The sequence below is a fragment of the Allobosea sp. UNC402CLCol genome, from assembly GCF_000745475.1.
Taxonomy (GTDB): domain Bacteria; phylum Pseudomonadota; class Alphaproteobacteria; order Rhizobiales; family Beijerinckiaceae; genus Allobosea; species Allobosea spartocytisi.
In genome coordinates this window covers 310,352-324,193 of record NZ_JQJJ01000013.1, presented here as the reverse complement: position 1 = coordinate 324,193, position 13,842 = coordinate 310,352, and the positions used below count along the sequence as shown (strand labels likewise).

9 protein-coding genes are annotated in these 13,842 nt (G+C 66.5%); 6 read left to right on the top strand and 3 right to left on the bottom strand.

Features of this window, described 5'->3' with window-relative positions:
* Positions 1-6: 6 nt before the first annotated feature.
* Complete coding sequence (locus tag GY40_RS17790) at positions 7-993, top strand: aldo/keto reductase (RefSeq protein ID WP_038364902.1); 987 nt, start codon at positions 7-9, stop codon at positions 991-993.
* A gap of 91 nt (positions 994-1,084) precedes the next feature.
* Here GY40_RS17790 and GY40_RS28565 read toward each other — a convergent pair whose 3' ends face one another.
* Positions 1,085-2,080 carry a cupin gene (locus GY40_RS28565; RefSeq protein ID WP_038365272.1) on the bottom strand — a complete coding sequence of 332 codons (996 nt, stop codon included), beginning with the start codon at positions 2,078-2,080 and terminating at the stop codon, positions 1,085-1,087.
* Between the two features lie 538 nt (positions 2,081-2,618).
* Positions 2,619-3,200, bottom strand: a complete 582-nt coding sequence (locus tag GY40_RS17780; protein WP_051988231.1) for a TetR/AcrR family transcriptional regulator — start codon at positions 3,198-3,200, stop codon at positions 2,619-2,621.
* 79 nt (positions 3,201-3,279) lie between these two features.
* Here GY40_RS17780 and GY40_RS17775 point away from each other — a divergent pair, with 79 nt between their 5' ends.
* From GY40_RS17775 to GY40_RS17760, 4 genes are all read left to right on the top strand, one after another.
* On the top strand, positions 3,280-4,404 hold the full coding sequence (locus GY40_RS17775) for an efflux RND transporter periplasmic adaptor subunit (protein WP_038365267.1): 1,125 nt from the start codon (positions 3,280-3,282) through the stop codon (positions 4,402-4,404).
* A complete protein-coding gene (locus GY40_RS17770) occupies positions 4,401-7,523 on the top strand; it encodes an efflux RND transporter permease subunit (RefSeq protein WP_038364899.1) in 3,123 nt (1,040 codons plus the stop codon). The genes GY40_RS17775 and GY40_RS17770 overlap by 4 nt, the downstream gene beginning before the upstream one ends.
* A gap of 367 nt (positions 7,524-7,890) precedes the next feature.
* Positions 7,891-8,886 (top strand): sterol desaturase family protein, encoded by a 996-nt coding sequence (locus GY40_RS17765; protein WP_038365265.1) that lies wholly within the window; start codon positions 7,891-7,893, stop codon positions 8,884-8,886.
* The gene (locus GY40_RS17760; protein WP_051988230.1) at positions 8,883-10,046 is read left to right on the top strand and encodes a GNAT family N-acetyltransferase; all 1,164 of its coding nucleotides are present in this window, start codon (positions 8,883-8,885) and stop codon (positions 10,044-10,046) included. Before GY40_RS17765 ends, GY40_RS17760 begins: the two co-directional genes overlap by 4 nt.
* Here GY40_RS17760 and GY40_RS17755 read toward each other — a convergent pair.
* Entirely contained in the window at positions 9,970-11,484 is a 1,515-nt protein-coding gene (locus GY40_RS17755; protein ID WP_038364896.1) for a glucosamine inositolphosphorylceramide transferase family protein, read from the bottom strand. The two genes, GY40_RS17760 and GY40_RS17755, sit on opposite strands and share 77 nt — an antisense overlap.
* Before the next feature lie 206 nt (positions 11,485-11,690).
* On the opposite strand from GY40_RS17755, the gene GY40_RS17750 reads away from it, so the two are divergent.
* A complete protein-coding gene (locus GY40_RS17750; RefSeq protein ID WP_081925492.1) occupies positions 11,691-13,829 on the top strand; it encodes a GumC family protein in 2,139 nt (712 codons plus the stop codon).
* Positions 13,830-13,842: the final 13 nt, after the last annotated feature.

Here is a 13,842-nt window from a genome sequence, read left to right as displayed (position 1 = left end):
GACATCATGGACTATCGCAATCTCGGCCGCAGCGGCCTCAAAGTATCGCGCATCGCCCTGGGCTGCATGAGCTATGGCGACCCGACCCGCGGCAATCATAGCTGGGTGATGGGTGAGGAGGAGGGGCGCCCCTTCATCCGCAAGGCGCTGGAAGCCGGCATCAACTTCTTCGACACGGCGAATGTCTATTCGGACGGCGCCAGCGAGGAGGTGCTCGGCCGCGCCATCCGCGACTTCACGACGCGTGAGGCGGTCGTCATCGCCACCAAGGTCTATGGCCGGATGCGTCCCGACGCGAACGGCCAGGGCCTATCGCGCAAGGCGATCTTCTCCGAGATCGACGCCAGCCTGAAGCGCCTCGGCACCGACTATGTCGATCTCTACCAGATCCATCGCTGGGATTATGAGACGCCGATCGAGGAGACGCTGGAGGCGCTGAGCGACGTCGTAAAGGCGGGCAAGGCGCGCTATCTCGGCGCGTCCTCCATGCATGCCTGGCAATTCATGAAGGCGTTGGGCTTGCAGCGCCAGCATGGCTGGGCGCCGTTCGTTTCGATGCAGAACCATCTGAACCTCCTCTACCGCGAGGAGGAGCGCGAGATGCTGCCGCTCTGCCGTTCCGAGGGCATCGGCGTGGTGCCGTGGTCGCCGCTGGCGCGCGGCCGGCTGACGCGGCCCTGGCAGGACGAGCCGGCGACGGCGCGTGCCGCGGCCGATGAGGTCGGCAAGGGCTTTTACGACAAGTCAAAGAGCGCCGACCGCGCCGTGGTCGACCGGGTGGGGGACATCGCAGAACAGCGCGGGGTTCCGCGCGCCCAGATCGCGCTGGCCTGGCTGCTGCACAAGAACGGCGTCACGGCGCCTCTGATCGGTGCCACCAAGATGGCGCAGCTCGACGATGCGCTGGCGGCGCTGCCTTTGAGGCTCTCCGAAACGGAGATCGCCGCCCTGGAGGAGCCCTATATCGCCCATGAGCTTTCGGGTTTCGCTTAGGTCAAGGACCGCGCCTTCGGTCACGCGATCATAAAAGCGACCTCCGCGAGGCGGGTATGCCAATCGCGGTCGTCCAACGCCTCGGCGGGCCTCAAGCCGGCGCGATGACCACGGCCTCGCAGGAGCCCGCGGACGCAGCCGGCCGATGCTCGACGCCGTGCGGAATTACGATGAACTCGCCTTCGCGCACGGTTTCCTCGCGATCGCGGAACTCCATGAGCAGGGTGCCCCTGTGCACGAAGACGAGCTTGTCGTCGTTCAGCTCGAAGCGCCAGGCCGAGGGGGACTCGATGCGGACGAGCTTGATCGCCATTCCGTTGATGCGGCCGGGGACGACGGCCTCGCCGGAGGTCGGCAACCCCGCGAAGGAGGCGGCGAGGTTGTTCTTGCTGAACGGCGAGAGATGGTTGTTCAGCCGCGCGACGTCGCGGATGATGGCGGAGAGCTGGTCGGGCACGCTCTTGCTGCCGGCGGGGTACTTGCCGTCAAGAGCGGCAGTGCCGATGGTGAAGCCGGCTGCACCAGCCTCCTTCACGATGGCGATGCGCTCGGGCGTGTCAATCGATCCGGCGATGTAGACCGGCTTCGAGACCGCCTTACAGACCGCCATCATCAGGGCTGGAACGTCGCCCTTGGAGCGATAGGCGAGGAGATCGAGCCCATGCACGCCGTCGCGCGCGGCGAGCGACCTCGCGCTGTCGACGATCTCCTCGATGCTGCCTTCCAGCACGCTTGGGTGGCCGACGATGCGCCCAGGGAAGGGGCAGTATTGGATCGACGAGCCTGCAATGATCGGCAGCACATCCTCGGCGTGGGTGCCGCCGAGCAGCATGTCGACACCGATGTCGAGGGCGGCCCTGGCCGATGCGGTCTCGCTGTCGCGGTCGAGCGAGACGACCTCGAGATAGGAGGTCGCTCCCCCCGCCTTGATCGCAGCGTTCAGTGCCTTGAGCTGCGAGATCGGGAGACCGATATCCTTGAAGCCGATATGGCGGACGCCGAGGCTGAGCGCAGTCTGCAGCTGCTGCGCGGCGTCCTCGACCGTGCGGTCGTTGCGCGTCAGCATGAAGATGAAGCGAAGTCCCATGACGCTGCCTTTCAGATGCGGCTGTTCGTGGCCCCGCATGGCAAGAGGCCATCGTCTCCATCGAGCGAATATTTGTGGAGTGGCCTCATGAGATTGCCGATTTGACCGCTGCCTGTGTGCGATAATTCAGCCCGAGTCGACGGAAGATCTGCAAACCGAGCCCGACCAGTGTCGAAAAAGCAGCTCTGCTTTTGCCGATGCCCCGGCCGACCGGAGGCGTCGGCATAGTCCTTGCGGTCTATGCTGTATCCGGTTGCAATCTTACGAGCGATCCGCATCGAGGATCAATCGCTTCTGCTCCACACCGACACCCCATGTACGCCGTCCGATTGGGAAAACCGTTCGGCGATATCTGCTATACCGGTGGTGGCGAAGTCGCACGGTACCTGGCGCGGCATGGCGGACTGGCAGGCCCGCCAGCGTGCCGAGGGCGGCTGGATCCGCGGGAAGCAGGACGATGGGGCCACTGACGACGTGGACCTCGGATCGAAGCGGATTGAGGCCCGATGCGGTCCGTTGAGCGCGGTTTCTGCTGCGCTTACTGCGCGTCTTTGGTCGTTTTCGTATGGCCGTCAAACTGGGAGCCGGCTGCGTTCAGGATCCGGCGCGCCAGCGTTTCGTCGTTGACCGTCCTCGACAGCAGGACCGCACCGACCATCATCGACAGTTTTGCCAGAAGCGCATCGCTGTTCTCCTCACCGGACAGGCTTGCGATCATGTCGAGGTTCGCGCGGATGCCGGCTTCGAACTCGGCCTTCACCTCCGGGCCCTGCCGGGCCGCGTCGGATGCGAGCGCGACGAACGCGCATCCTTCGGCGCGCTCCGCGACGTGCTCCGGGCTGAGGTAGAACTCCGCCACGGCCGAGAGCGGGTCTCCCGGGCGAGAGGCGGCTGCGGACGACCAGCGCTCGGCCGAACTGGCGATCGCTCGCCGCGATGCCAGCGCTGTCAATTCATCCTTCGAGGCGAACTGCTTGTAGAAGCCGCCCTGCGTCAGGCCGGCTCCGGCCATCAGGTCCTTGAGGCCAATGCCGTCGAAGCCGTGCTCGCGAAAGAGCCGGCTCGCCGTCTCGATCACCCGCTCCCTGTTCTGTGCCGCTTGCTCTCGGGAGACCCGCATGCCGTGCTCCAAAAAATTAGATTGCGTTCACACTCTATAACCGCCATAGATGTCGGACGCAATCTATTTGGTAAGCATCATGACAAGGAAATCCCGGTTCGCCCTGCTCGCAGTCGGGGGCATCGTGGTCGCCGCCGGGATCGGGGGCGCCGTTATGCTGATCGGGCACAAAGCCGCTCCTTTGGCGGCTGTCGACTCCCGGCAGGAACCGCCGATCGTGCGCGTGTCGACGGCAAGCCCGGTCACAGGCGCCGACCGGCGCTTTACGGGCGTCATTGCGGCACGCGTCCAGAGCAATCTCGGCTTTCGCGTCCCGGGCAAGGTCGTCGAACGGCTGGTCAATATCGGCCAGTCCGTGAAGGCGGGACAGCCGCTGCTGCGGGTTGACGAGACCGATCTGCGGTTGGCGCTCACCGCCAAGCGCAACGCGGCCATCGCCGCCCGGGCCGTGCTGACGCAGGCGACGGCCGACGAGGCGCGCTACGCGGTGCTCGTGAAGAACGGGTTCGCCGCCAGCCCCCAGCGCTACGAGCAGGCGAAGGCCGCGCTCGACACCGCCAAGGCCCAGGCCGCCGCGGCAGAAGCTGAGGCGAATGTCGCGGAAAACGAACTCAACTATGCCGTACTGGTCGCCGACGCGGACGGGATCATCGTCGAGACCCTGGCGGAGCCCGGGCAGGTCGTCGCGGCAGGGCAGGTGGTCGCCCGGCTCGCGCAGACGGGTCCGCGAGAGGCGTTGGTGGTCCTGCCCGAAACGGTCAGGCCCCCGATCGGCTCCGCCGCGCAGGCGACGCTCTACGGCGTCGCGGGGCGCAGCTTCCGCGCCACTCTGCGCCAGCTATCCGACTCGGCCGATCCGCAGACCCGGACCTATGAGGCTCGCTACGTCCTCGAAAGCGAGGCTGCGCTGGCGCCTTTGGGCGCGACCGTTACGGTCCGCTTGTCCGATATAGCGACTGACGCCGAGACGGAGATTCCGCTCGGAGCAGTTCTCGACGACGGACAGAAGACCGGCGTCTGGCTTCTCGACGATGCGGGCTCCGCCGTGACGTTCCAACCCGTGCGTCTCGTTCGCGTCACAAGCGAAACGGCGGTCGTCTCGGGGCTGCAGGCCGGCCGCCAGATCGTGTCGCTCGGGGCGCATCTCCTGCGCGAAGGCCAGCCGGTCCGGACTTCCTCGAACGTCAAGGCGGCCTCGCGATGAGCTTCAATCTCTCGGCCATCGCGGTCCGCGAACGCGCCGTCACCCTCTTCACGATCCTCCTGCTCGTCGCGGCCGGCGCCTACGCCTTCGTCAAGCTCGGACGTGCCGAGGATCCGAGCTTCACCATCAAGACGCTGACGGTCACCTCCGTCTGGCCTGGCGCGACGGCCCGCGAGATGCAGGACCTCGTCGCCGAGCCGCTGGAGAAGCGGCTGCAGGAGCTCGCCTGGTACGACCGCGTCGAGACGACGACACGACCGGGCTATGCCTACCTCACGGTCAACCTGAAGGACGCCACGCCGCCTTCCAAGGTGCAGGAGGAGTTCTATCAGGCGAGGAAGAAGCTCGCCGACGAGGCGCGCAACCTGCCGCCCGGCGTGCTCGGTCCCTTCGTCAACGACGAGTATTCCGACGTCAGCTTCGCGCTCTATGCGCTGAAGGCGCAGGGTCTGCCCATGCGGGAGCTGGCGCGGCAAGCCGAAACCATTCGGCAGGATCTCCTGCACGTTCCCGGCGTCAAGAAGGTCAACATCCTTGGCGAGCGCCCCCAGCAGATCTTCGTCGAGTTTTCCTATGCGAAGCTCGCGACGCTGGGCGTTTCCGCCCAGGACATCGTCACCGCCCTGCAGCGTCAGAATACGGTCACGGCGGCGGGCTCGGTCGACACCAAGGGCCCGCGCGTCTTCATCCGGGTCGACGGTGCCTATGAGGGCGTCCAGGCCATCGCCGACACGCCGATCGTCGCCGGAGGCCGGACCCTCAAGCTGTCCGACATCGCCGATGTCCGCCGCGGCTACGAGGACCCGCCGAGCTTCATCATCCGGCATCAGGGCGAGCCCAGTCTCATGCTCGCCGCAGTGATGCAGGACGGCTGGAACGGGCTGACGCTCGGGAAGGATCTCGAGAACAAGACCGCCGCGATCGGCCGGACATTGCCGCTCGGCATGTCGCTCGAAAAGGTAACGGACCAGGCGGTCAACATCGCCGCGTCCGTCGACGAATTCATGATGAAGTTCGCGATGGCGCTCGGCGTGGTGCTGCTCGTCAGCCTGCTCAGCCTCGGCTGGCGCGTCGGGATCGTGGTTGCAGCGGCGATCCCCATCACGCTCGCGGCCGTCTTCTTCATCATGCTGGAGACCGGCCGGTTCTTCGACCGGATCACGCTCGGCGCGCTGATCCTGGCGCTCGGCCTCCTCGTCGACGACGCCATCATCGCCATCGAGGTCATGGTCGTGAAGATGGAAGAGGGCATGGACCGCATCAAGGCGGCCGCCTATGCCTGGAGCCATACTGCCGCGCCCATGCTCTCGGGCACGCTGGTGACGATCGCCGGCTTCCTGCCCGTCGGCTTCGCCTCTTCCACGGCCGGCGAATACGCCGGCAACATCTTCTGGGTGGTCGGCTTTGCGCTGATCGTGTCCTGGATCGTGGCGGTGGTGTTCACGCCCTATCTCGGCGTCAAGATGCTGCCGGAGATCAAGCCGATCGAAGGCGGTACGCACGGGATCTACGACACGCCGAACTATCGGCGTCTGCGGCGGCTCATCACCTTCGCGGTCGACCACAAGTTCCTGACCTGCGCGATCGTCGGCATCGCCTTCGCTCTCTCCGGCGTCGGCATGGGCGGGCTGAAGCAGCAGTTCTTCCCCACCTCCGACCGGCCCGAGGTGCTCGTCGAAATCCGCCTGCCGGAAGGCAGCAGCATCGAGACCACGACCGCCGCAGTCCAAAAGGTCGAGCGCTGGCTCGAACGGCAGCCCGAAGCCAAGATCGTCACCAGCTATGTCGGTCAGGGCGCGCCGCGCTTCTTCCTCGCGCTTTCGCCGGAGCTGCCGGATCCGGCTTTCGCCAAGATCGTCGTGCTGACGCCGGACGCCCATGCGCGTGAAGAGCTCAAGCTTCGGCTGCGAGAGGAGATCTCGAACGGGCTCGCGCCCGAGGCCTATGTCCGCGCCACGCAATTCGTCTTCGGGCCTCCCTCGGTATTCCCCGTCGAGTTCCGCATCGTCGGTCCCGACCCGGCTGAACTCTACAAGATCTCCGAACAGGCCCTGCAGGTCATGCGGGGCATCCCCGATGTTCGGGAAGCCAACCGCGACTGGGGCAACCGCACGCCGGTCCTGCGCTTCGTGCCGGACCAGGACCGCCTCAACCTGATCGGCCTGTCGCCGGCGCAGGTCGGCCAGCAGCTCCAGTTTCTGCTGAGCGGGGTGCCGGTCACGCAGGTCCGGGAAGACATCCGCAACGTGCCGGTCATCGCCCGCAGCGCCGGCGCCGAACGTCTCGACCCGACGCGTCTCGCCGACTTCTCCCTGATGAGTCGGGACGGGCGGCAGATCCCCCTCGACCAGATCGGACACTCCGAGATCCGCTACGAGGAGCCGGTGCTGAAGCGGCGCGATCGGATGCCGACGATCACGATCCGCTCGGAAGTTAACGAGGCGACGCAGCCTCCGGAGGTCTCCAAGCAGGTGCGGGCCGCGCTCCAGCCGCTGATCGACGCGCTGCCGGCCGGCTATCGCATCGACATGGGCGGCTCGATCGAGGAGGCAGCCAAGGCGAACGATGCTCTCGGCAAGATTTTTCCGCTGATGATCGCCGTGACCCTGATCGTCGTCATGGTCCAGGTGCGGTCGTTCTCGATGATGACGATGGTGCTGTTCACCGCCCCGCTCGGCCTGATCGGCGTGGTGCCGACGCTGCTGGCCTTCAACCAGCCCTTCGGCTTCAACGCGATCCTGGGCCTCATCGGGCTGGCGGGCATCCTGATGCGCAACACCTTGATCCTGACCGACCAGATCAAGGAGAACCAGATCGCGGGTCTGGACGACTATCATGCCGTCATCGAAGCGACGGTTCAGCGCACGCGGCCGGTCATCCTGACGGCGCTCGCCGCGGTCCTGGCCTTTATCCCGCTGACCCACTCCGTCTTCTGGGGTTCGATGGCCTATACGCTTATCGGCGGCACGGCGGTCGGGACGGTGCTGATCCTGCTCTTCCTGCCGGCGCTTTATGCTGCGTGGTTCCGGATCAAGCCGACGGTCGCGACCGCCCATGAGGTCGAGGCCGGGCCGAGCGCCGAGACTTCGCCACTCGCCTATGCGCACGCGGCTGAGTAACCATGCGAGACAAGCGACAATTCGCTCTGGCGTGCGTCTTGCCTGGCGCCCGGCGCGCCTACTGTAAGATCTCATTCAAAATGAGCCTGGAGACGGCTATCCCCGCCCCAAATCTCATAGAAGCTCAAGGCCTATCTCACTTAAGCTGAGCCTGTGCGGAATTCGTCTCACTCAAGGTGAGGCTGTGCAGATTTTAAAAGGCGGCCGCAGGGCCGCCTCTTTATTCTGCGAGTGCGGTCGCCCGGGCTTAACCAGAAATGGCTTAACCCTGAGCAACGGTCTTTCATCGCATCGGCCGAAGCCTTAATCACCTGCGTGCCAAAGATGTGGCCCCGCATCGATGATTGAGATGCCGATGTTTGCGCAAATGACCGACTTCGTCGGCAAGATCCTCGACAAGATCTCGGCGACGAGCCTGATCGCGACCGGAATGCTCCTGCTGACGGCGCTCGTCAGCGCGCTGGTCGCCTATCTCAGGACGACGAAGGAGCGCAGCTTCCGCGAGTTCTTCGATTTCGTGTTCCCGCATGAGATCATCATGCATCCTTCGGCGAAGGCGGACCTGCTGTTCTGGGTCACGCGCAAGGCGATCATGCCCTTCCTGATGCTGCCGGCGGGGATCACCTTCGTCGTCGCGGTCGGCTATGCGACCAACCGGGTGCTGGCGACGCTCTTCCACATCGATCCGCCCCTTATCCCCGGCCCGGCCGGCCCGCTCACCACGGTGATCTTCACCGTGACGATGCTGCTCGCCTACGACATCTCCTATTACCTGTACCATGTCGCGCAGCATCGCTTCCCGATCCTGTGGGAGCTGCACAAGGTCCATCACTCCGCCGAGGTCATGGTCGGCATCACCAAGGACCGCGTCCATCCGCTGGACGAACTGATGAACCGCGCCTGGGACGGGGTCATTCCCGGCATCTGCTTCGGCATCTGGTCGCTTGTCTCGCTCAACCTCGTCGAGCTCACCGTCTTCGGCATCAACGTCTATGTGATGCGCAATATCCTGATGATGGATTTCGTCAGGCACACGCATTTCAAGATTTCGTTCGGGCCGCTCAACAATGTCGTGCTCTGCCCGCACTGGCACCAGTTGCACCACAGCGTCGACCCGCGCCACTACGACAAGAATTTCGGCCTGCTCTTCTCGTTCTGGGATCGCTTCTTCGGGACGCTCTGCGTGCCGAAGCCGGACGAGGACTTCAAGTTCGGGCTGATGGAGCGCAATGTCCGCGACTACCAGTCGCTTTCGGGCCTTTATCTCATGCCGCTGAAGCGGATGTGGCGCCAGATCAAGCTGCGCCTGCGCCCCCGCGCGGCCCGCCAGACGGCCCAGGAGATCGAGGAAACCCAGTCGTGACCGGCCCGACGCGAGTTCCCGCAGCAGCCGGCCGCGAACTGGAGATCGTCACCTCCTACGAGCGGCTCGCGGCACTCGCGCCGGCCTGGAACGACCTGTGGCGGCGCGCCGATGGGCTCGTCTTCCAGAGCCATGCCTGGATCGACGCCTGGTGGCGCACCGCGACGCGCCGCGACGATCGCGACCTGCTGATCGGGCTGGTCTGGAACGGCGCCGCGCTCGAAGCTGCCCTGCCCTTCGCCACGATCCGCCGCCGCGGCGTCACCGTGCTCGAATGGGCCGCCAAGGAACATAGCGACTATGGCGATGCGCTCCTGGCGCCTGACCGGAACCGCGATGCCGTCAGCGCCCTGTGGTGGGAGATCGCCGCGGCTGGCGGCTTCGACATGCTCTACCTCAACCGGCTCCTGCCCGACGCCGAGATCCGGAGTATCATCGCGCAGGACCTCACGGCCGGCACCTTGCGCCCGAACCACCGCAGCGAGATCAGCTATCGCGTGGCGGGGCCCTGGCAGCGTGGCGGGGACTGGTTCGAGACTCAGTCGAAGAAGACTCGGCAGAATTACCGGCGCGGCCGCAAATTCATGGAGGAAGGCGGCGAGCTCCGCTTCCGCCTGATGGGACCCGACGAGCCGTTGGAGCCGGTGCTCACCCGTGTCGCCGCGCTCAAGCGCAAATGGCTGGAGCGGCATGGCCGCGCCTCCGACCTGTTCGACGAGGGCGCGCCTGCGCTCGCGGCGCTGGTCGACGTGATGCGGCGCCTCGGCATCCTCCATGTCTTCGTGCTCGAACTGGCCGGCGCGATCGTCGCCGTCTCGATCAATGTCGTCCAGCGCCGGCGGATGATGGCCTTCATCACCACCTACGACCCGGAATTCGAGCGTGCCTCGCCCGGCATGGTCCTGATGATGGATTACATCCAGTGGTCGATCGACCAGGGGCTGGAGATGGTCGACTTCATGTGCGGCGGCGAGGATTTCAAGCGGCGCTTCGCGACGGAATCCGCGACGCTGGAATCGGTGACGGGCGCGCGCACGGTGGTGGGCCGGCTGGCGATGCTCGCCGACAGCGCCGGCCACGCTATCAGGAACTGGCGCTCGCGCCCGGCGGCTGCCGGCGCGCCAGGGGATTCCGCCGAACCATCGCCGAGCCATCGATAAACTCGAATCCCCCTGCGCTGTTCAGGCTGTGCAGGCGGCGGCCGGGCCAGAGCGGCCCTCCCGCCTCCAGAATGGTCTCGACCTCCTGCGCGAAACCCGTGTCGTCGAGCTGGGTCACGCGGGCGATGCCGAGCGCCTTGCCGTACCCCTGACGGCAATCCTGCACCGGCCGCAGCAACTGCCCGTCGCGCAGCACCATCCGCCCCGCAGGCCGAGCCGAGGCGATGTCGATCAGCACGGGGTTGCGCGGATGCGGCTTCCACGGCCCGCGGAAATCCGGCGCCGACCACAGGTGCAGCGCGTCCGAGAACGAGCCGCCGCCGTCGCGCACCGTCGCGAACAGCCACCACCGCCCGTCCTGCTCGATGAGGGTGGCGTCGCTCGCGACCACCCCCTCGATCAGGGTCGCCTCCTTCACCCAGCCACCCGGAAAAGCCGTGGCGCGGAAGAGATCGACCCGCGCCGCGCTGCAGCTTTCCGGGATCATCCAGACCTCGCCGTCGCGGGCGAAGACGAACGGATAGGACAGGTGGCCCGGCTGCTCGAACACGGGTTCGGGCCGGCCCAGCGGTCCGTCCGACCCGAATTCCACCGCCGAGATGATGCCCTTGCCGGCCGCATGGGCGAAATCCTCGACGAAGAGCGTGAGCTTGCCCTTGTGCAGGATCGGAAAGGGGTCGGCATAGAAGCGGGTGCCGTCATCCGGCAGGTCGGTCCAGCCGCTATCCGGATGCCGCTGCAGGGTGAACAGGTCAGGCCCGTGGAGCTTGCGCCAGCCGACCCGCCAATGCGGCGCGTGGAAGCCCGTCCGGTAGACCAGCTCGATTGCCTTCCCGATCCCGGCCTTGACGACCGTCTTCGCGATGCCGGCGGGCGTCGTCGGCGGCCCCGTCTCGGTCGCAGGCAGAACCGGAACGCGCAATCGCCCGCCGGCCATGGCCGCGAGGATCAGCGTCACGATCCGGGCAAGGATATCGTCCAGCTTCGCCAGGAGGATGCGACCGTTTTCAGAGCCCGGCCGGCCCGCGGCGACGACATCGCCGCTTTCCCTGAGCTCGACGAGGGGAAGCCCGCCGCCGAGCAGGGCGGCGACCAGAGCATCTTCTCCCGCCTTGCCGTCGAAATGCAGGCTCCAGCGCCGCCCGACTTCCGCCGCGCTCCCGTCCCCGAGATCGAGAACCAGATCGACGGGGCCGGCCTGCCGGCTGATCGGAACGGCCGCATCGCCGGGCTCAGCCACGGCGAACAGGCTGTCGGGGCGCAAGCCATGGAGCAGGCCCTCGACGCGAAACAGAGGGCCGAGCCCGCTCCGGTCGACAGGAGCTCTCTCCGGCAGGCAAAGCGACAGGTCGAGGCCCGGAAGGCTCCGCAGGCGATCGATCAGCAGGAGATGCCATCGCCGCAACGGCGAAGCACCGATAGTCAACCTCAGTCGCATGCCCCATCCCACGCGGCTGCGTGCACCAGGCGGCCCGCGAGCGGAGGGTAGCCTGCCATGTCGGGATTTCGATTTCGTTAGCCCTGCCGGCGCAGTGGCGCGGGGGTAGAGCGGGGCTTGTTAAGGACTCGATGCCATTGTCCCCAGCGGTATCGCGATCGGGAAAGGCCGCGGTGCCGGCGTTGTTGTGTTGGTAGAGTAGAGGAATGGCCAGCCTGGCTGCGACCGATCATCGGCAGGAGGAAGCGGTGCAGCCGGCTCCTCGGGAGGCTTATCGCCGGCGTCAGGATGGCGCTGTCGAGATCTCCGAGCTCTGGCGCATCCTCTGGCACCGCCGTTTCATGATTCTGGCCATTGCCGGCCTGCTCGCAGGCCTGACACTGGCCTATGGCGTCGTGACTTCGCCCCTCTACACGGCATCAGCCCAGCTCCTGATCGACCCGCGCGACCGCAACGTCGTCAGCAACGACGTCAATCCGAGCTCCGTCTCGCCGGATGGCGGGCTTGCGCAGGTCGAGAGCCAGGCCAGCGTCATCCAGTCCACCAGCGTGCTGATGCGCGCGATCCGCACGACCAAGCTCGCCGAGGACAGCGAGTTCAACGGCCAGGGCCTGCTGTCGCGTCTGCTCGGCCGGGTCGCGGCCGACCCGCCGAACGCCGATGGCAGCCTGACGCCCGCGGAGGCGCGGGCGCTCGCCAACCTGCGCCGCAAGTTCTCGGTGCGGCGCGCCGACAAGGTCTTCGTCGTCGACGTCGTCGTGACGACGAAGGACGCGGAGAAATCCGCGAAGCTCGCCAATGCCATCGCCGAAGCCTATCTCGCCGACCAGGCTGACGCCCGCAGCAAGGCGGCCACCGAGGCAGCCGACTCCCTGACTGCCCGGCTCGCCGAACAGCGCAAGCGCGTCGAGAAGGCCGAGAACGCCGTCGAACGCTACCGTGCGGAAAACAATCTCGTCGCCTCCTCAGGCCGGTTGATCAGCGACCAGCAACTCGGCGAAATCAGCAATCAGCTTTCGGCGGCGCAGGCCCGGACGGCTGCGCTCAAGTCCCAGGTCGAGCAGATCGCCCAGCAGCACCGTGGCGGCAGCCTCGCCGGCAACTCGACCGAGGCCATCCAGTCACCCGTCATCGCCAAACTGCGCGAGCAGGAGGCGGCGCTCGTCCTGCGCGGTGCAGACCTGCAGAGCCAGCTTGGCCCGCGCCACCCCTCGATCGGGGCGGCCCAGAGCCAGCTCGTCACCATCCGCCGGATGATCGCGACCGAGATCACCCGCGTCGAACAATCCGTCCGCACCGATTACGAGCGCGCGCAGGGCAACGAGAAGCTCCTCGTCAGCAAGCTGGAAGCCCTGACACAGCAGACACAGGGAGCGGACCAGGCTTCGGTCCGGCTGCGCGATCTTCAGCGCGACCTGGAGGCTGCCCGCACCGTCTATGCCAATTTCCTGCTGCGCGCGCAGGAAACGCGCGAGCAGGCCAATCTCGACACCACCAATGCCCGTATCATCAGCCGCGCCCAGGCGCCGCAGCAGGCGAGCTGGCCGCCGACCCTGCCGCTCGTCGCCGCAGCCGGAATGCTCGGGCTCGGACTTGGCGCAGGCCTGGCCTTGATTCGCGAATATGCCGCGCCCCATCTCATCTCCCGCGCCCAGGCCGAGGCGCTGGTGGGCGCGCCGGTCATAGCCGTGCTGCGCCCCGGCAAGCCCGCCGCGAAGCAGCGCTGGCGCCTGCGCAAGGTGCCGCCCGCGCCGTCCGGGCCCGATGGCGAGGCCGGGCTTGCCCTGCTCAGACTGTTCAATACGTCGGAAGCGGCTGCCGCTGCGGCGCGCAGCCTGCTCCTGACCTCGGTCGAAAGCGACGCTGTCGATCGCGAGCGTGTGACGGACCAGCTTGCCGAAGCAGCCCTCGGGCAGGGCGAGCGCGTCCTGCTGATCGATGCCGATTTGGAAAAGGAGCCAGAGGAAACCGGCCTCGGCCTGATGGACCTGCTGCGCGGCGAAAGCAGCCTGGAGTCATCGATCCATTTTGGCGCCAGCAAGGATGTCGCGATGATGTCCGGCGGGCGCCGCAAGGCCCCGCCGCAGAAGCATGTCGGCCGGACCTTCGCGGCGCGGATGCTCGCCGATGCCAGCCGGCATTTCGACCTCGTCGTGATGGATGGCGGCGCGCTCGGCCGCAATGTCAGGATCGCTCCGCTCGTCGGCATGGTCGAGGAGATCGTGCTGGTCGCACGCCTCTACGGCACGCGCCAGCAGGACATCGTCCAGGCCATGGAGGCCGCGCGCATCATGGGCCGCTCGATCACGGCCACGATCCTCGTCGATCCCGGCGGGCGCGGCTAGAGCATTTTCAAGC